Source organism: Rhizobium sp. CNPSo 3670 (assembly GCF_057784555.1).
This window is the reverse complement of the sequence record NZ_JBXSOL010000015.1, coordinates 1-16,290: the sequence shown is the minus strand read 5'-3', so window position 1 is coordinate 16,290 and position 16,290 is coordinate 1. Positions and strand designations below refer to the sequence as shown.

The window sequence follows — 16,290 nt, the reverse complement described above, 5'->3', positions numbered from 1 at the left end:
ACTGGATAGGTTTTTTGGATGATCCGTATCGCTCTATCGTTTTGCCTGAGCGTCGGCCTGACAGCCTGCGGCTCGATTTCCCATCCTCTGCCCGAATGTGATGGTTACTCCCGTCGCCCGCTGAACCGCGCGATGTGGCAGTGGCGGAATAACGGAGGAACAGAACAGCCGACGACCGGGGCTCTGCCCGCAAAGCCGACGGGCCTGGCTGTCGCCTATGGGGAGGATCCGCTGCCATCAGCCGCACCCGCTGCCTTTGCTCCGTTCGATATCGCGGGCTCTTATCGTCCATGCGAGGGCAGGTGAACATGGTAACCACGGACAATTTGAAGAGTTACTTCGATAGGGCCCGACGCTTCGACCAGGACCGGATGATGCAGGTCGAGCGGTCCGCGCGGATTGCGTGGTTTGTGGCAGTCTGCGCTGGCATCCTTGCAGGCGCTTCCGTAGTTGCCATCGCCGGCCTCACGCCGTTGAAAACCGTCGAGCCTTTCGTGGTGCGGGTCGACAACTCGACCGGAATCGTCGACGTGGTCTCGGCATTGACGTCGACAGCCGGGACCTACGACGAGGCCGTTACCAAATACTTCGCGGCCAAGTATGTCCGTGCTCGCGAGGGGTATGTCTGGAGTGAAGCGGAGGAGAATTTTCGCACCGTCGCCTTGCTGTCGACGCAGCCGGAACAGACGCGATTTGCCGCTCTCTATCGCGGCAGTAATCCCCAATCCCCGCAGAACATCTATGGCCGCAGCGCTAGCTCGCGGGTCAACATCGTTTCCATCTCGTTGATCAATGCCAATGTGGCATCAGTGCGTTACATGAGAACCGTTACTCGCGGGGAGGAGGTGGCCACCACGCACTGGGTCGCAACCCTCACCTTCTCCTATGCCAACGCTCCGATGTCCTCAACCGATCGGCTGATCAATCCCCTCGGCTTCGTCGTCAGCGAATATCGCGCCGATCCGGAGGCGATCAATTGAGAGCCTATTTCCTGCTTCCGCTGATCCTGGCCGGCAGCCTTTCATCGACAGCGGTTGCCCTCGAAACTCCACGTGGGGCGGCGCAGGACAGCCGCATCCGCTTCGTCGATTATCAACCCTATAACATCACCAAGGTTGTCGGCACGCTGCGGTCTTCAGTGCAGATCGAGTTCGCAGCCGACGAGGAAATCGCCCATGTGGCGCTTGGCAACAGTGTCGCGTGGGAGGTGGCGCCAGCAGGCAATATCCTGTTCCTGAAACCCCGGGAAAGGCAGCCGGTGACAAATATCTCGGTCGTGACGACACGGCGGGACGGATCGACCCGCAGCTACCAGATGGAACTGACTGTCCGTGACGGCAGCGTCGAGGACGGGCAGAACACCTATTTCTATCTGAAATATCGCTATCCAGCCGATGAAGCGGAGCGGCGCCGGCAGGAGGCGACCGCCCGCGCGCAGGCGGCACAGGCCGGTGAGGCCGATCACGTGCTTGCCCTTCACGAAGCCTATGGACCGCGCAATTGGCGCTATTCGGCGCAAGGGGCGCAAGCGCTCGAGCCGCAGGCGGTCTACGACAACGGCAAGGTGACCACCTTCGCCTTTGCCGGAAACCAGGAAATGCCGGCGATTTACATGGAAAATTCCGATGGCACAGAGAGCCTCGTCCCCAAGTCCGTCAACGGAAATCTCGTCCTCGTTCACGCGATCAGCCGCAAGTTCATCTTGCGCAGGGGCGCAGACGTCCTTTGCGTCTTCAACGAAGCCTACGACCGGATCGGCATCAATCCCGAGACCAACACGACGTCACCGTCGGTCGAGCGCGTGGTCAAAGTGCCGCCCGACCCAGTGCAATAGGAGGTGTCATGGCCGAGCAAGAAATGACCCAGATCCCGGGTGAGCGCGCCGAGACTTCGACTGCCCGTCGGCTCGACAACAATCCGATCCTCAAACGAGGCGCGGTTGCTCTGGCCATCGTCGTCTTTGTCGCCTTCGCTCTCTGGTCGATGCGCGGACAGGACAAGCGGTCTGATGGCACGCAGCCCGAACGGGTCGTCATCCGTCAGACATCGGATTTCGAGCCGGCGAAGGAGCCGGTTCAACCGGTGACGCCGCCGGCGGAGGTCCTGCTCCCGACGCCCGGCGTAACCGAGCAGGCGCCGAGCGACGATGACAAGTTGCTCGATGCTGCGCGCCGCGCGCCGGTCATCGCCTATGGCGGCGAGAAATCGCCGAGGCCGCGGCAGGACGAGGCCGAAAGATCCGATGAGAGCTCAAACTACGTGCCGCTCGGCGCCAATTCGGACAGCTTTTCCTCGCACGGCGAAAACGAGGACCAGCGTTTCAACCGCCTGCTGACGCCGACACAATTGCAGGGATCGCGCGCCGGAACGCTCGGCAACCGCGATTTTGTCGTCGCGATGGGAACGTCCATCCCTTGTGTTCTGGAAACAGCGCTCTCCTCCGACCAGCCAGGTTTCACGAGCTGCGTCATCAACCGAGACGTCCTGTCGGACAACGGCCGTGTGGTGCTGATGGAAAAAGGCACCCAGGTCGTCGGTGAATATCGTGGCGGCCTTCGTCGCGGGCAAAAGCGCCTCTTCGTCCTCTGGAATCGCGCGAAGACGCCGAAGGGCGTGATCATTACGCTGGCGTCGCCAGCTACCGATGCACTTGGCCGGGCCGGCGTCGATGGCTATGTCGACACCCATTGGTGGGAGCGTTTCGGCAGTGCAATCCTGCTGTCGATCGTTGGCGATGCGAGTTCCTATGCCAGCAGCCGGCTTCAGGACAGCGATGTCGAGGCGCAAAACACCACCAGTGCCGGTCAGCAGGCCGCAGCGATCGCGGTCGAACAGTCCATCAACATTCCGCCGACCCTCCTGAAACATCAGGGCGAACTGGTTTCGATCTTTGTTGCGCGTGATCTCGATTTTTCGAGCGTCTACCGGCTTCGCGTGACCGAACCTCGCAATCGCATCTACGACCGTGCCGTGCTTGGAGATTTCAAGCCCGACTCGAAGCTTGTTACGAAATAGGTTCGAGGATGACTGAAGCTGCTGATTCAGGCGTTGTCCGTGAATTGCTTTCGCCGTTTTCACCCTTCCTTCGCGATAAGACGCTGTATGAGGTCATCGTCAATCGGCCCGGCCAAGTTGTTACGGAGGGGAGGCAGGGATGGCAGACCTACGATATGGCCGAGCTGTCCTATGAAAGGCTCATTCGTCTCGCGCGGGCGGTCGCAAGTTTCTCCAATCAATCGATCGACGAGACACGCCCGATCCTGTCGGCGACCTTGCCAGATGACGAGCGGATTCAGATCGTGATCCCGCCAGCAACGATGAAGGGAACAGTGAGCATCACCATTCGCAAGCCATCGTCGGTGTCTTTAACCCTTGAAGATCTCGACCATGGGGGCCTCTTTGCCGATGTCGCGCCGGTCGAGGACAACGGAAAGCCATCAGATCAAAGGCTGCTGGAGTACTATCGGATCGGCGCCTACAAGGCGTTTCTGCGCGAGGCAGTGTTCGCAAGAAAGAACATCATCATCTCCGGCGCGACAGGGTCGGGAAAGACGACCCTTTCGAAGGCATTGATCCGCCACATCCCGCAAAACGAGCGGATCATTTCCATCGAGGACACGCCGGAACTGGTGGTGCCGCAGCCCAACCATGTTCGGCTCTTTTACTCCAAGGACGGCCAGGGGCTGGCCAAAGTCGGCGCGAAGGACCTGCTCGAATCCTGCCTGCGCATGCGGCCCGATCGCATCTTGCTGCAGGAACTGCGGGACGGCACTGCCTTCTACTACATTCGCAATGTCAACTCGGGACATCCCGGCTCGATCACCACGGTCCATGCCGATTCCGCGCGTCTCGCCTTCGAGCAGCTCACGCTCCTGGTGAAGGAATCAGAGGGTGGTGGGGACCTCGAGCGGCACGACATCCGCGAGATGCTCACAGTCGCGATCGATATCATCGTCCAATGCAAGCGCATCGATGGTCGGTTCCGGGTGAGCGAGCTCTACTACCGGGATGCCGCTAAGGCGAATGACAATGGCCGCGAGGGCTGAAGTTGCCGAGTGCTCCGATCGCATTTCCCGTTTGAATCTTGAATGTAAGCAAAAAATCCATAACTTTCGCGATGTGCGAGATAGGAGATTTCCATGGCTTCCCTGGTGGTCACAATGAAGGGGCAAATCACGCTGAGACGGGATTTGCTGACACATCTTGGCGTCAACCCCGGGGAGCGGATCGAATTCGACAAGCTGCCCGGGCGGGAGCTGCGGGTAAAGGCGGCTCGTCCAACGGGGACGATCGACGATTTTATCGGTCGGCATGCTGGCAAAGCTAAAAGGCCGTCGACCATCGAAGAAATGAACAAAATCGCGGCCTCCGGTTGGGCCGGCGAGGAATGAAGGTCTCCGTCGATACCAACATTCTCGCTTGGGCAGTCCTGTAAGACAATGCGAAGCAGGGGAGGGCGGCGGCAAAACTCCTCAAGCAAGCATCGCTGATCGCGGTTTCCCTGCCGAGCCTATGAGCTCGCCTGGATTCTGCGCCGAGGTGCCAAGCTGTCGAAGGACGATGTTTCACAGACCATCCGCGGCCTGCTCAATGCTGGCAATGTGGCAATGAACCGTCCCGCAGTCGAAGCGGGACTGGCCGTCTTGGAGGCTGGTGGCGATTTTGCCGACGGTGTTATCGCCCACGAAGGAGCATGGCTCGGCGGCGAGAGCTTTGTGTCTTTCGACAAGCAGGCAGTTGAACTGGTGACCCGCCAAGGCCAGTCAGCGCGTCTTCTCGCCTGACATTACGCAGGCTCGAGAGCAGATAAAGGAAGTTCTCAATCACGGCAAACAGGGCATTTCGCCCTCCGCCACACGCCAGATCCATGGCGCCATCTCTGGCCTGGCGGCAATCATCTCGCTCAGTGCAACCTCGTAGTCTTCGTCCACCTTCGTCGGAACGATGAACAGAGCCACGGGGGCCGGCCTTGCGTCAGGCAATGTCACGGAGGCAATCGGCTGACCACGTGAAAGATCGAAGCGCAATCCCTTTTTGCTTCTGCGCTTTAACCCGGAGAGCCGTTCGAGGAGCCGCTGTTCGTAGATGTTTTCGAACGGAATCCAGTTCTCGTTCACCACCATCATCGCCGCTTCCTCCACGGATGCGATCCCCGCGCTCGAAATGCCGAAAGTGGCGATCACGATAAGATGGAACACTTCGTTTGATCGCCACAGTTCCAGCTCGGTCTCATATCGTCCATTCAACCGCTTCCATGCTCCCTCATCGATCATGAGAGGAAAGGGGAGGTGGCGAACCAGGATTTTCTGACTGTTGCGGGCTGGCGAAAACTCCTTTACGTCCGCGATGATCAACATCAGTTTGCGCGGTCCTGGTCCATTTGCCTTGGCTCCGGCCAAGGTTGCGGCACGCCGGGCGGAAATTCCTTCCCTGTCCTCTTGGTGAAACACTTCCGGGATAAACAGAATGTCGCTGAGCGGGCCGCCGCGGACGATCATCTGTCTTGCTGCATTCTGCAGGCTGCTGCGGACGCGGCCCCAGGCGCGCTTTCCAGCCCATAGCGACGTCCATTCCGTAAGCTCTCCCATATCCCAGAGATAATGGAGCATCGCCCTCAGCGAGAGTTTTTTGGGATCGCTTAGTACCCTTTCTGATGGGTCTGAAGGCGCCGTCGACGTCGATCGGTTCGCCCGTTTTGAGAGAGAGAAATCAAGTTTCAGCATCGTCGCACCCGTCGCCGCGTCGACCTGGATCGCATTTCCAATCAATGGACCGAGACCGGACAGTTCATAAGGCGGCTCGTATGATGGGCATCCGGGATCGTGCTGCCGGCCTGAGAGCGGCATGCGTTTGATCAGGAACTGGTCATCCATCCGCGCGATGTACATCGGCACCGGCGGCTCACGACACTGGCAAAGTGGCCTGAGCTTATGTTCATAAGCGCGTTCGAGCTGGGGCAGAAACTCTGGAGAACTGTCGTCGAATGCCTGGTCGCCGATCAAAAACTGTCGCACGTCGTTGCTCCCTTTCCTGACCGAAGGCTGATCGAGCCGTATCCGCGCTTCGTGGATTATACTAGCGCGAAACAGTTAGTATAGGAATATCACAGTCGCTGGGGCCGATCTCATCGCCATGGGCAGGAAAGGGAAACTGCGGTGAGCCGATCGCTGAATGGCGCGACATCGGCGCCGTCGTAAAAAACGATGCCAAAGGCAAATGTTTGTCCGCAGGCGTCCTTAAGCGTCTTCCCGAAATCGGTAGCCCTGACCGTGGTGCTCGCCTTTACCTTGATCCCGACGACCATCCCATCATCACGCTCGAGCACGACCTCCACCTCATGCGTCTGCCGTTTCTCCTCTGAAAATTAGAACAATCGATCATGATAATTAGAAGTCAACGACGCGATGATTAGAAGTCAGTCCACCGAGAAGTAGAGGCTGCCGCCGGCGTTAAGTGGGTTCTAGTCGCATGCTGCCCAGCCCTTCAAGCCGGCCTCAGCTGTCGGGCTGGTGAAAGAGGAAGAGGAGGGCAGGGGACGGGTTGGCTTGGCGGTTGGAGGGCGCCGGCGCAGGCCCTCGGTAGGTTTCCCATGAACGTGATTTCTTCCTCGGCCGTGAGCACTGGCATGTCCTTGCATGGTTGCTTCGACCGGCCGAGCCGTGCGGCCTCATTTCGAAGCCTGCAACATGCCGCTGCCCGGTCCTAAACAGCAGGACCGATGATCTTTCCCATCCCCAGCCGCTCGTGACGGAGGAACGCCCTATGTCATCCGCCTCCGAACTGGCGGACCGTCTCGCGCGCGACGCCGAGGCGGTCTGCCGCCATTACCTCTCCGCCGGCCATCGGGCAGGCAACTACTGGATTGTCGGCGATACCGCCAATAGCCAGGGCAGGTCGCTTTATGTCCATCTCTCCGGCCCGAGGACCGGACGGTGGACAGATGCCGCAACCTCTCAATATGGCGATCTGCTCGACCTCGTTCGGGAAACCTGCGGCCTTGTCGATTTCCGCGACGTCGCTGATGAGGCGCGGCGTTTTCTAAACGAACCCCGGCCCATCCCCCCGTCGTCCCGCAGGGGCGGCGCCAATACCGATCCGCCGATCGATAGACCGGCTGGCGAACGCGCAAGACGCCTGTTCCGGATGACAGAACCGCTTGGCGGTTCACTGGCCGACAGCTATTTGCGTCAGCGGGGCATCCTGCGGGCAGCTCTGCACCCGGCGCTCCGCTTCCATCCCTCATGCTTCTACCGCCACCTTGTGACCGGCAGGACGAGAACCTTGCCGGCCCTGATTGCAGCTGTGACCGATCCCTCCGGCGCGATCACCGGCGTGCATCGCACATGGCTCGATCCGGAGGGCGAGGGAAAGGCGAAGGTCGATGATCCCCGCCGGTCGCTCGGGGGGCTGCTCGGCAACGCCGTGCGTTTTCGCTTTCCTTTCCATGGCCCGGTGTCAGTCATGGCTGCAGGCGAAGGCCTCGAAAGCATCCTGTCGCTCGCACATGTGATGCCCGGCATGCCGATGGTCTCGGCGCTGACCGCCAATCATCTTGCCGCCTTCCGGCTGCCCGATGGATGCCGGCGTCTCTATATCGCTGCTGATGCCGATGCGGCCGGCCGCCACGGCATCGAGGGATTGAGCCGCCGCGCCCAGACGCTCGGGATCCTGCCGCTGGTGCTCGCCCCGGAGCTCGGCGACTTCAATGAGGATCTGCGCCGGCTCGGCCCGGAGCGGCTCATCGCCAATCTCCGGGCGCAACTCGCCCCGGAAGACGCTCCGGTCTTTCTGCTCGCATAATCGCGCCGAAAGGGCAGGTGAGGGTGCGGGCGTAGCAGGGCGGCCGCTTCCTTTGGCGGCCACCGTTCGGGCGGGCGCGCGCCCGCGGGCCTGCCGAGTGGCGACCCTTACCATGCGGCGGGTGGGCCTTCAGCGGGTCAGTCAGGTTTCTTCCCCTGGCGGGGCCGCGTGCGGCCCGCCATTCCTCGCGCGGCAGGAAACCTTCCCTCCGCCGCCCGGCGCTGCGCTGGGCCGCGGCGTCAGGCGCCGCGGTTCCGGCCGTCTGCCGCCTGGACGGGGATCGCCGTCAGGCCGCGAGAGGCGCGGCGCAAACCGACGGAGACCATCATGAACCTTGTCCTTCCCATTGACGACGCCTTCGAGCCCCATCACGGCTCTTCCCCAACCGACCGCTTCATCTACGAGATGCAGATCTATGGCCATCGCCCTTTCCAGGACGAACCGGACCCGCGCCCGCTGCCAGAGGAGCCGGTCGTCCAGTCGGCGCTGACCGAGGTGTTCGGCGCCCTCTTCGAAATGCTCGGCGACACCCGTCTGGAGCCCGATCTCGAAGATCTCCTATGGTCGACGGTCAATCTCTTCCATCGCGCCGGCGAGCGCATCCAGCGGGAACTTCAGCGCAACGAGGATGGCCAGCGCAATGGCCAGCGCGAGCAGGACGGCTCGGAGGTAAAGAGCGTCGAGCTTGAGCGCCTCGTTGCCGAAGGCATCACGCTGCTGGAGCGCCGCAATGCCTTCGAGTTCATGCGGGACTATGCGGCCGATCTTTTCGAGGCGCAGACCGGTTCGGCCTGGCGGCCGCGCACCGGCTCCAAGGTCAACCACGCCCACGTCACCGCGGCGATGATCGACTCCCGGGACTTCCTGTCTGCACGCCGCCGCGCCGAAACCGAAGTGTTGATCCCTGCCGGCACCAAGATCGCCTTCTCAGGCGGCATGGACTACAACGATCATGAACTGATCTGGGCCAGGCTCGACCAGGCCCACGCCAAACATCCCGACATGGTCCTGCTGCACGGCGGCTCGCCGAAGGGCGCCGAGCGCATCGCCGCCTGCTGGGCCGAAGCCCGCAAGGTGACGCAGATCGCCTTCAAGCCGAACTGGACGAAGTATGCCAAGGCTGCTCCCTTTCGCCGCAACGACGAGCTGCTCTCCGTCATGCCGGCGGGCGTCATTATAGTCCCGGGTTCCGGAATCACCGGCAATCTCGCTGACAAGGCACGCCGTCTCGGCATTCCGGTCTGGGAGATAGCGGAGGATGGCGCGTGAGCGCCATTTCTTCCGGCGGCGGCCCGATTGCAATTGAGATCGCGTTATAGATTGCACGGGTGCGACCAAGGGCCAGTTCAGGTCGGTGGCGGGTGGAGCCGCGTATCGAGGCCAAAGGCCTCTTGAAACTTCAGCGTATAGGCGTCCGCCGCTTTATCGGCCAGAAAAATCAGGTTCCAGCTGTATGGAGAAACGGCGCTCGGGATCGCCACGAAACGGTGGCGTCGAAGCAAATCGTCGCCGAAGTCTTGCTGGCCCGCGCCGGGAATGCCTGGACGAAGCCAGTTGGGATTGGGTACGCTTGCCGGATCGACGACATGAACATCGCCAGCATCGGCAATGACGGCGGCGGTCATGATATGCGCCACGGTGTCGAGCGCGCGGAAACCCTTGTGGACAGCGACCTCGAGGATCGCTGTCGCGGGATCGAGCGAGCAGTAGACTGCGCGAACCCCCTTGCTGTTCCAGCGGCCGCCGACCCTATAGGCGCCTTCCCCGCTATCCCACGTCGGCGCATGGACGGCCTGATCGAGCCGCCACGCGACCAGCTCGGTCCCGCCGAGCGCGACCGGCAAAAGGGTCATGCATAGACGCCATATTCGAGACGATCGAGATGATCCTCGACGAGTTCGACGCCGGCAGGTGTCCCTAGAAGATCGATCGGCCGGCGCTGGTCAAGACCGACCGCTGGACGTTCCAGCCATTGTTCGGCTTCTGCTTGGGATCCGAAGATATCCGTTGCTTTTGCCAGGATCTCGGCAAATTTCCATGTACGGCCACTCTGTTCCTGGCTGAGGGGTTTGGAAGGCGTGTCCTTCCGCCGCTGCCATGTGCGAAGGCTCATGCCCACCGCCTTTTCCAGGGACTCGTTCTTGCCAATGACAACGAGCGTGCCGACAAGATGATCGAGCGCTGATGCGGGCAGGCCATGCAGAAGTAGTTCATGAGCGTCGAGTGCGTTGGTCAGGCGACGCGACAGAATGCGCGAGCCGCCGAGCAAGGCTTCGATTTTTTGCAGTTCACCACCGACTGCTGCTGAAGAAGAAGATTTTGCTGCGACGGCGATGATCTTTCTCCTGCGTCACCTGTCGCGAATTATATGTCATATGTCGCCGCCAATTTCAAGGTTTGAGGACGCCGCGTGCCCGCCGGACTGGACTTTGTTTCACCGGCGAGCTGGCTCCACCAACCGCGCCGGAACGGGTGACGATCCCTGGCGCGACGATTGCCGCGGTCTTTTGAAGCCAGATCAGGTCATGACCGGCGCCGTCGCAGTCGGTATGTAGCCTTTGCGGTATTTCCGTCGTGCGAGGCCGAGAAAATGTGCCACGGCTTCCTGTTCGGTCGTGAACACGTCGGTCCTCTCGCTGCCACGCCTGCCGATCCGTCCCAGCTTCGAACCACCGCAGTCTCGCCGAACAAGGTCGGTCGGATGGCAAGCACGTAATAGCGCGCCATGTTGCGGCTGGCATCGATGCGGCGACAATGGAGGTGGAAAGATATCGGGCTCATGTCGAGAATCTTCCCCGCTGGGACCGGCCCCGTCCAACGAGAGTTTTGAATCCTTCGCATCCGATAGATTCCAGTTTGTGATGTATTGACGCGTCAGGACCTGCAAGCAACATCGGCAAAGCCGGCCCCAGGAGATTGGGCGGCTCCCGGGCACGATGGTTTGGTGTTCGGCGGAGAACGTCGGATCCCCAGCCGGCACTGCTGGGTGTGCCGGTCAAGATCCGGTATTCGGCCTCGGAGCGGCAGCTCCAAACGGCATTTGCACATGGCCCGAGCGTCGATGCGATGGCTGCGTCGATTACGCCGGGCCGACCGATGATTGTACATCTGGTGCGCGCTTTACCCTTTGTCGTGGCCAGGACCGGCGGGGACTTGAGTGGCGGTGGGGATTTCAAAACCCCCTGGCTCTCTCGCAACGCGCGATACGGGGGCTGCCATGATGGTCTGTCCCGCCTTCGTTCAATCCGGGCCATTCCCGTTCTTTTCTGTCGCCTTTCTAAGGGACCGGCCGCCATCAGCGTCAACCCGCAAGGGGTTCCCCTGAGCTGGCGCTCCGGTGACGCCTGCGGCTCGGCCCCTTCTTCGGGCGCCATCGGGAATGGTCCCGAGCAACCGAAGGAGACATACAATGGCAACCACCATCGCAACCCTGACGCAGAAGACCGACGGAACCTTTGAAGGCATCTTTGCCACCATCCGGGTCAACGCCCCGATCGCAATCGTCCCTAACGCCGGCAAGGCAAGCGAGGAAGCGCCTGACTACCGCATCATCCATCGCAAGACCGGCTTCGAGATCGGCGCCGCCTGGAACCGCATCGCCCGCCAGACCGGCGAGGAATATCTCTCCGTCAAGCTGGAGGCACCTGAGATCGGCGTGATCTTCGGCAACGTCGCCCAGGCTCCTGGCGGTGATCCCGGCAAGAAGGTTATCCTCTGGAACAGCCCGGCCTGAGCTGGGCGGCCGGCCCCGTCACCGGGGCTGGCCGCTCTTGCGCACCAGAGATCAGACGCGGGCACCAAGCCCGCGTCACCTGAAATTGGTGCCATACGGAGAGGAAAGGTCTGCTCAGTCGGTCCGAGGGTGCCATGGCGGCATGAAGGCCTCAAGGACGAGCGGTGCCCCCAATTTTCTCTCCACTCCGGTCCCCTCCGCTCCGACAAAATCGGCACCCCCACTCGCCGGCTCCGCCGGTCGCGTTCCGCGATCCTTGACCCCTCCATCCCGCCATGACCGCGGGCGTCGTTTTTCACAACGTCAAGGAGACGACAATGACCACTTGCATCGACGAAGTCATCGAACTGCTGCGCGCCGAACTGCTAAACGCCGAACCGGCTGAGCGCCGACAGATCGAAAACGAACTCGAGTTGGCGCTGGCCGAACGCGAGGTGATCTGGGCCGAGCAGGATGGCCGCATCAGCGCCGAGCCTCCGTTCTGACGGAGGCTTATCGCCATGTCCGTAAGCCCGCCGGCCGGATCGACCGGCCGCCGGGCTGTCAGGGACTTCATCCCTCGACACTCCCGCCGGCTCACGCCGGAAGTGGTCGCGTCCCCTTCGGAGCCGCGGGTCTCTTCTCTCTCTGACGTCCTATTTTACTCCAGCAACTCCGGCGTCAAGGACGGCGCGGTCTCCCCCAATTTTTCCGCCGCTACGCTGCGACTTCGCTCTGGAAAAATCGGTTCCCCCGCTTGCAAGCCGCGTTCGCGGTCCTTGACCCCTCTTTGCTCAGGAGTGGCCGATCTCCGTCATCAACGAAGGAGATCACATTATGACAACCGTTCAGGACCTGATGCTTTACACCAGGCTTGCCGGCTTCCGGCTCGTCGTCCTGGCAAACCGTCTTTGCTGCGACAGCGATTTTTCCCGACAACTTCATGATCGGCTTATCGATGGTCTCGAGGCGGCAATTGCCCGGGTCCAGACCATCGCGGTTTTGGAGCGCATGCTTCTTGCCGGGGACGATGAATTTGCCGCCTATCGGCTGGAGGGCGAGATCGCGATTTTCGCACGCTTCACCATCAATCTGGTGGACGATCTCGAAATCGATCGCGACACGCATGAATTCCGCGTCAATGGCAGCGACGGGACAAATGCCCTGTCTGCCGATGGCAATGGCGTCGACGTCAACTATCCGGAGCTCATTGCGCTGACCGCAGCCGAGCTCGGCTCGCTTGCACCAATCATCGAGGACATCGCACGGGAAACCGGCATTTTCATAAATGCAGGGCGCGCCATGCAATGCGCCTCGTAGCAGCACTTCATATGCTGAGGAGTGCCAGATTTCGCGCCCTCGGTCCGTATTGTCTCGAAGCGATTTGCCAAATTGCAGCAATGTTGCAAATGCTGTATATCTCAGCAATGCTGCAAGAAGGAAGCTCATATGGCCAAATCAAGCGGGTCCTATTCGACCAGCGATCTCTCGCGTAAGTCAGGCGACATCATCGCCGAGGCGCTACGTCATCCGGTGACCATCACCCAGCGGAATAAGCCGCGCCTCGTTCTCCTCAATATCGAAGATTATCAGCGGCTGATGAGGCAGTCGGATCAGCGCACCGTGGGCACCATTGAGACGATGTCCAATGAACTATTCGCCGAGTTCGAAAAAGCCGTCGAGGCCTTTGCCGACGAAGACGAGGCAGGCCGTTCGTGAGCTACGAACTGATCCAGACCGCGAGCGTCATTCGCTATCCGTATCTCTGGGCGCGAGAGGCTGAACGCGGAGAAACGGAAGGACGCAAGGAGCGGCCGGTCGCAGTCGGCGTGAGAATGCCGCGGCCGGACGGCGATCTGGTTCTCTTCTTTCCCATCACCACGAAGCAGCCGGAGGCATCGCGGTTCGCCGCGGAAGTGCCGGCGATCGAAAAGCGCCGTGCCGGCCTCGATGCCGACCGGAGGATTTGGATCATCTTTGATGAGTTCAATACCGACATCGTCGGGAATTCATTCTACCTTGAACCTGAGCCGATCAATCGGCCGCTTCAGCAAGGCCTTTTTCCTGCCGTTGCTGCGTGAATTCATCAGTCGCCGCAAGTCTGCTCAGGAGGTCAGTCGATTTCGCTGACCTTCGCTGGCGATAGTCTTGTCCTCACTGCGCCGGTTTGACGAAACGGTTCGCCTTCGCCGCCCGATCCATCTCCTTGCGCCGGAAATAGATCGCCCGACCGCAGCGGATCGGATTGTGGCCCTGTACGATGATGATCTGTTCATCCTTGCGCATCGCCTGGGTGATCTCATGGGGCAAGATCAGCGGTCGGCGCTGAAAATTGACGCTCTCCGATTTGCGCGTGCCGCCTTTTGCATCCCAGCCAATGTTGCGGGAGCGCCCCTGTACTTCGACGGTCATCTCCCCGCATTGGGCCGAGACATTGCGGGCGGTATCGAGTGCCTTGATTGCGGCATAGGAGGCGAAGGCGCAGCCGTCGATCCATGAGGTGGCGCCGTCTTTTCCGAAGTGCCGCTCCAATTGTCCGACTGACTGGTATAGCAACATCATGCTGATGCCGTATTTGCGACCGCGATCGCGGGCCTCTTCCAGCACCCTCATATAGCCGAGCAAGTCGACCTCATCGAGAATGAACAGCGCCCGGCGGCTGAAGTCGCCGTCGGCCTGGACCATGGCGTTGACCAGAGAGCCGATGATGACCCGCGCAATGCCGGGATAAGAGCGCAGGATTGAAGCCGGAATATTGAGGAACACGTCTTTCCTGCCAGCAACGATATCGCTCGGCCTGAAGGCATCGCCGCAGACGAGGGCGGCGTAACTGTCCAATGAGAGCCATTGCGTATCCTTCGAGGCCGTCGAATAGACACCGGAAAAGGTCTGTTCGGTCATGTTGGTGAAGACGCCGAGCGTTTCCCGGATAAAAGTAGATTTGGAATGTTCCTGAATGTCGCGCAGCATCGCAAGGACCGACGGCTCCGGCTCGGAAACGATCTGGCGCAGACTGCGCAAGTTTCTCCGGCCGGCATATTCCGGCGACAGCATGACATGGGCGAGCAGGCCAGTCAGAAGGTTGTGCGCCTGGTTCTGAAAGTAGGACCCTGTCGAGGATTCGAAACGCAGGCTCTCGGAGAGGAGCATATGAGCAACGCCGACGATTTCCTCCTCTTTGCGCCGAGAGTGCTCGATGCCATCGAGGACATTGAATCCGTTGATCGGGTTGTTTGGGTCGAGCACCATTACCTCACGCCCAAGGACTTGCGTGCGGTGTTCGGTCACCATCGGCGCGACTTCGGTAGAGGGATCAAGGCAGATGAGAGGACCTGTATACCGCAGCGCGGTCGGCAGGACATTGCTCGTCGTTTTGTAGCCTCCCGATCCTGCGAAAAACAGCATGTGGGTGGAATCGAAGTCCTGGCTGTAGGTGAGAAGCGGCGCCTTGCCGCCTTGTCCCCAGGTGCGGTGATCGTTCGGGTCGAAAGGCAACTGATGGATGATCTCCTTGTCAACGCGGTAGCGCTCACCGACGACGATTTCGCCGTTCGGCGGAAAGAGCTTTGCCGCTGCCGACATCGAAAGCCAATCGGCATCGCCGAAGGCTCCGCCCTTCACTCTTTTGACGGCCTCGGGCACGACGACGGAGAACCGGGCGGCGACTGCCACCGCCATGAACCCCATGAGCGCGCCGATGACAGCAACGAGATCGAGATACGAGAGAGCCCCATTCCATGAAGCGGCGCCGGCCTGCACGAAGGGGGCCAGCCGGCTATATTCACGCAGCGCGTAAAATCCGGCCACGATCAGAAAGCAGGCAAGACTCGCCATTGCCACAGGTCTTCGCCGGTGCAGCGGCAGAGCCCATACCGTCAATAGCCCCGCGAGTGGCCCGAACAGAAGCGCCGGCACAGGCGCTGCACGCAGGAACCAGTATTCGGTCCTGCCAGACAGGCCATGGGCCAGGATCGGCCACCGCCAGTTGACGAGGTAGGCACTGGTCGCAGTGACGACCACCGGCACCAGAACGCAGAGCAGGCTTGTATGCAATCTTCTTTTGCACGTCATTCCAGTGGCTCCACAGTATGCGAAGATGAGCTATCGGACGACGGAGCCCTGAATGCCTCTTCGCCGATATCGCGCAGCCGCCGATGCTCGGGCGAGCCCGGCACCACGCTTGCCAATTCGATCAGTCCGCCAAGCAGGAACGCTCGATCGGTCCTGGTCAGGCCGGCTTTCAAGACAAGGCCGCCAAAAAGAAATTTCTCACGCGCTTCCTTTTTCCGGTCAGCCGTCATGTGAAACCTCCGCCGCCGCTCCAGCGCCACGATCTGGCGGTCGATGCATTTGAGGAGCCTGGATCGCAGGTTCTTTCTTCTCACCTTTGCGAAATCGAGCGGCGATTTCCTCCACGAGACGATCGACATCCTCGTCGGTGATCTCCATTTCCGCTAGCCCCGACTTCATCGCGGCGCGTGCAAAGCGCTCGGCGGACTTGGCGATCATCGCGCGTCTGCGCTCGCGCAGCTTCTCGATCTGGGAGTCTATGTCGGTGATCGATGATTTTGTGGCCATCAGTGAATTCATCCTTCCTGAAAACAAGCTCAGCGGCCAGATTATACTGACTAGAATGAAATAGTTAAACAGGCTATTTTGCATCGACCGAAACGTCTCAGCTCGAGTTGCGGCGCATCTGCGCCTTGCGGAAAAGCGGCATCGGCCTTGTCAGGCCGATCGGTTCGAGGGCGCAATATACGTCGCTGGCGCGACGTGCC

At 60.7% G+C, this 16,290-nt stretch carries 19 protein-coding genes and 4 pseudogenes; 15 read left to right on the top strand and 8 right to left on the bottom strand.

Going from position 1 to position 16,290, the window contains the following annotated elements:
- Window positions 1-18 precede the first annotated feature (18 nt).
- The 7 genes and pseudogenes from AC13QO_RS17050 to AC13QO_RS17020 all read left to right on the top strand — a co-directional run bounded on the left by AC13QO_RS17050 (window position 19) and on the right by AC13QO_RS17020 (window position 4,784).
- A complete protein-coding gene (locus tag AC13QO_RS17050; RefSeq protein ID WP_488541322.1) occupies window positions 19-306 on the top strand; it encodes a hypothetical protein in 288 nt (95 codons plus the stop codon).
- Window positions 307-308: 2 nt separating this feature from the next.
- The gene (locus AC13QO_RS17045; protein ID WP_488541321.1) at window positions 309-980 is read left to right on the top strand and encodes a VirB8 family type IV secretion system protein; all 672 of its coding nucleotides are present in this window, start codon (window positions 309-311) and stop codon (window positions 978-980) included.
- Window positions 977-1,834, top strand: coding sequence for a P-type conjugative transfer protein VirB9 (gene virB9, locus AC13QO_RS17040; RefSeq protein WP_488541320.1), 858 nt, complete (start codon window positions 977-979; stop codon window positions 1,832-1,834). The genes AC13QO_RS17045 and virB9 overlap by 4 nt, the downstream gene beginning before the upstream one ends.
- Before the next feature lie 8 nt (window positions 1,835-1,842).
- Complete coding sequence (virB10, locus tag AC13QO_RS17035) at window positions 1,843-3,015, top strand: type IV secretion system protein VirB10 (protein WP_488541319.1); 1,173 nt, start codon at window positions 1,843-1,845, stop codon at window positions 3,013-3,015.
- Between the two features lie 8 nt (window positions 3,016-3,023).
- On the top strand, window positions 3,024-4,046 hold the full coding sequence (gene virB11, locus AC13QO_RS17030) for a P-type DNA transfer ATPase VirB11 (RefSeq protein WP_488541318.1): 1,023 nt from the start codon (window positions 3,024-3,026) through the stop codon (window positions 4,044-4,046).
- Window positions 4,047-4,139: 93 nt separating this feature from the next.
- Window positions 4,140-4,391, top strand: a complete 252-nt coding sequence (locus AC13QO_RS17025; protein ID WP_488541317.1) for an AbrB/MazE/SpoVT family DNA-binding domain-containing protein — start codon at window positions 4,140-4,142, stop codon at window positions 4,389-4,391.
- Window positions 4,388-4,784 (top strand): annotated as a pseudogene (locus tag AC13QO_RS17020) (type II toxin-antitoxin system VapC family toxin). Before AC13QO_RS17025 ends, AC13QO_RS17020 begins: the two are co-directional and overlap by 4 nt.
- Before the next feature lie 39 nt (window positions 4,785-4,823).
- On the opposite strand, the gene AC13QO_RS17015 reads toward AC13QO_RS17020, so the two are convergent.
- Together AC13QO_RS17015 and AC13QO_RS17010 are read right to left on the bottom strand one after the other, a co-directional pair.
- On the bottom strand, window positions 4,824-6,014 hold the full coding sequence (locus tag AC13QO_RS17015; protein ID WP_488541316.1) for a DUF1173 domain-containing protein: 1,191 nt from the start codon (window positions 6,012-6,014) through the stop codon (window positions 4,824-4,826).
- A gap of 110 nt (window positions 6,015-6,124) precedes the next feature.
- Window positions 6,125-6,337 (bottom strand): annotated as a pseudogene (locus AC13QO_RS17010) (DUF4143 domain-containing protein); the annotation flags it as partial.
- Window positions 6,338-6,762: 425 nt separating this feature from the next.
- Here AC13QO_RS17010 and AC13QO_RS17005 point away from each other — a divergent pair.
- Window positions 6,763-7,800: a DUF7146 domain-containing protein gene (locus tag AC13QO_RS17005; RefSeq protein ID WP_488541315.1), complete on the top strand. Its 1,038-nt coding sequence runs from the start codon at window positions 6,763-6,765 to the stop codon at window positions 7,798-7,800.
- Window positions 7,801-8,127: 327 nt separating this feature from the next.
- Window positions 8,128-9,069: a DUF2493 domain-containing protein gene (locus tag AC13QO_RS17000; protein ID WP_488541314.1), complete on the top strand. Its 942-nt coding sequence runs from the start codon at window positions 8,128-8,130 to the stop codon at window positions 9,067-9,069.
- Between the two features lie 77 nt (window positions 9,070-9,146).
- Here AC13QO_RS17000 and AC13QO_RS16995 read toward each other — a convergent pair whose 3' ends face one another.
- Together AC13QO_RS16995 and parS are read right to left on the bottom strand one after the other, a co-directional pair.
- Entirely contained in the window at window positions 9,147-9,653 is a 507-nt protein-coding gene (locus AC13QO_RS16995) for an RES family NAD+ phosphorylase (RefSeq protein WP_488541313.1), read from the bottom strand.
- Complete coding sequence (gene parS / locus AC13QO_RS16990) at window positions 9,650-10,135, bottom strand: type II RES/Xre toxin-antitoxin system antitoxin (protein WP_488541401.1); 486 nt, start codon at window positions 10,133-10,135, stop codon at window positions 9,650-9,652. The genes AC13QO_RS16995 and parS overlap by 4 nt, the downstream gene beginning before the upstream one ends.
- On the opposite strand from parS, the gene AC13QO_RS16985 reads away from it, so the two are divergent.
- Window positions 10,050-10,355 carry a hypothetical protein gene (locus AC13QO_RS16985; RefSeq protein WP_488541408.1) on the top strand — a complete coding sequence of 102 codons (306 nt, stop codon included), beginning with the start codon at window positions 10,050-10,052 and terminating at the stop codon, window positions 10,353-10,355. The genes parS and AC13QO_RS16985 overlap by 86 nt on opposite strands.
- Here the strand turns inward: AC13QO_RS16985 and AC13QO_RS16980 are convergent.
- Window positions 10,319-10,581, bottom strand: a pseudogene (locus AC13QO_RS16980) (WGR domain-containing protein). The gene AC13QO_RS16985 and the pseudogene AC13QO_RS16980 overlap by 37 nt on opposite strands.
- A gap of 628 nt (window positions 10,582-11,209) precedes the next feature.
- On the opposite strand from AC13QO_RS16980, the gene AC13QO_RS16975 reads away from it, so the two are divergent.
- The 5 genes and pseudogenes from AC13QO_RS16975 to AC13QO_RS16955 all read left to right on the top strand — a co-directional run bounded on the left by AC13QO_RS16975 (window position 11,210) and on the right by AC13QO_RS16955 (window position 13,642).
- Window positions 11,210-11,533, top strand: coding sequence for a DUF736 domain-containing protein (locus tag AC13QO_RS16975; RefSeq protein ID WP_221113613.1), 324 nt, complete (start codon window positions 11,210-11,212; stop codon window positions 11,531-11,533).
- 317 nt (window positions 11,534-11,850) lie between these two features.
- Window positions 11,851-12,018, top strand: coding sequence for a hypothetical protein (locus tag AC13QO_RS16970; RefSeq protein ID WP_488541312.1), 168 nt, complete (start codon window positions 11,851-11,853; stop codon window positions 12,016-12,018).
- 331 nt (window positions 12,019-12,349) lie between these two features.
- Window positions 12,350-12,832, top strand: a complete 483-nt coding sequence (locus AC13QO_RS16965; protein WP_488541311.1) for a hypothetical protein — start codon at window positions 12,350-12,352, stop codon at window positions 12,830-12,832.
- Between the two features lie 129 nt (window positions 12,833-12,961).
- Window positions 12,962-13,231, top strand: coding sequence for a type II toxin-antitoxin system prevent-host-death family antitoxin (locus AC13QO_RS16960; protein WP_488541310.1), 270 nt, complete (start codon window positions 12,962-12,964; stop codon window positions 13,229-13,231).
- Window positions 13,228-13,642, top strand: a pseudogene (locus tag AC13QO_RS16955) (hypothetical protein). Before AC13QO_RS16960 ends, AC13QO_RS16955 begins: the two are co-directional and overlap by 4 nt.
- 24 nt (window positions 13,643-13,666) lie before the next feature.
- Here the strand turns inward: AC13QO_RS16955 and traG are convergent.
- From traG to AC13QO_RS16940, 3 genes are read right to left on the bottom strand one after another with little or no spacing between them, the layout of a single operon-like run.
- Complete coding sequence (traG, locus tag AC13QO_RS16950; protein WP_488541309.1) at window positions 13,667-15,583, bottom strand: Ti-type conjugative transfer system protein TraG; 1,917 nt, start codon at window positions 15,581-15,583, stop codon at window positions 13,667-13,669.
- Window positions 15,580-15,813, bottom strand: coding sequence for a conjugal transfer protein TraD (locus AC13QO_RS16945; RefSeq protein ID WP_488541308.1), 234 nt, complete (start codon window positions 15,811-15,813; stop codon window positions 15,580-15,582). The genes traG and AC13QO_RS16945 overlap by 4 nt, the downstream gene beginning before the upstream one ends.
- Window positions 15,803-16,090 (bottom strand): TraC family protein, encoded by a 288-nt coding sequence (locus AC13QO_RS16940; protein ID WP_488541400.1) that lies wholly within the window; start codon window positions 16,088-16,090, stop codon window positions 15,803-15,805. The genes AC13QO_RS16945 and AC13QO_RS16940 overlap by 11 nt, the downstream gene beginning before the upstream one ends.
- Window positions 16,091-16,290 lie beyond the last annotated feature (200 nt).

What these genes read in the sequence shown, in the direction of transcription:
- AC13QO_RS16995 (WP_488541313.1), bottom strand. Translation starts at nt 9,653, where the DNA reads ATGACCCTTTTGCCGGTCGCGCTCGGCGGGACCGAGCTGGTCGCGTGG.
- AC13QO_RS16960 (WP_488541310.1), top strand. Translation starts at nt 12,962, where the DNA reads ATGGCCAAATCAAGCGGGTCCTATTCGACCAGCGATCTCTCGCGTAAG.
- AC13QO_RS17045 (WP_488541321.1), top strand. Translation starts at nt 309, where the DNA reads ATGGTAACCACGGACAATTTGAAGAGTTACTTCGATAGGGCCCGACGC.
- AC13QO_RS17050 (WP_488541322.1), top strand. Translation starts at nt 19, where the DNA reads ATGATCCGTATCGCTCTATCGTTTTGCCTGAGCGTCGGCCTGACAGCC.
- AC13QO_RS16985 (WP_488541408.1), top strand. Translation starts at nt 10,050, where the DNA reads ATGCGCGAGCCGCCGAGCAAGGCTTCGATTTTTTGCAGTTCACCACCG.
- virB11 (WP_488541318.1), top strand. Translation starts at nt 3,024, where the DNA reads ATGACTGAAGCTGCTGATTCAGGCGTTGTCCGTGAATTGCTTTCGCCG.
- AC13QO_RS16970 (WP_488541312.1), top strand. Translation starts at nt 11,851, where the DNA reads ATGACCACTTGCATCGACGAAGTCATCGAACTGCTGCGCGCCGAACTG.
- AC13QO_RS16965 (WP_488541311.1), top strand. Translation starts at nt 12,350, where the DNA reads ATGACAACCGTTCAGGACCTGATGCTTTACACCAGGCTTGCCGGCTTC.
- AC13QO_RS17025 (WP_488541317.1), top strand. Translation starts at nt 4,140, where the DNA reads ATGGCTTCCCTGGTGGTCACAATGAAGGGGCAAATCACGCTGAGACGG.
- AC13QO_RS16975 (WP_221113613.1), top strand. Translation starts at nt 11,210, where the DNA reads ATGGCAACCACCATCGCAACCCTGACGCAGAAGACCGACGGAACCTTT.
- AC13QO_RS17005 (WP_488541315.1), top strand. Translation starts at nt 6,763, where the DNA reads ATGTCATCCGCCTCCGAACTGGCGGACCGTCTCGCGCGCGACGCCGAG.
- AC13QO_RS17000 (WP_488541314.1), top strand. Translation starts at nt 8,128, where the DNA reads ATGAACCTTGTCCTTCCCATTGACGACGCCTTCGAGCCCCATCACGGC.
- AC13QO_RS16945 (WP_488541308.1), bottom strand. Translation starts at nt 15,813, where the DNA reads ATGACGGCTGACCGGAAAAAGGAAGCGCGTGAGAAATTTCTTTTTGGC.
- traG (WP_488541309.1), bottom strand. Translation starts at nt 15,583, where the DNA reads ATGACGTGCAAAAGAAGATTGCATACAAGCCTGCTCTGCGTTCTGGTG.
- AC13QO_RS16940 (WP_488541400.1), bottom strand. Translation starts at nt 16,090, where the DNA reads ATGGCCACAAAATCATCGATCACCGACATAGACTCCCAGATCGAGAAG.
- virB10 (WP_488541319.1), top strand. Translation starts at nt 1,843, where the DNA reads ATGGCCGAGCAAGAAATGACCCAGATCCCGGGTGAGCGCGCCGAGACT.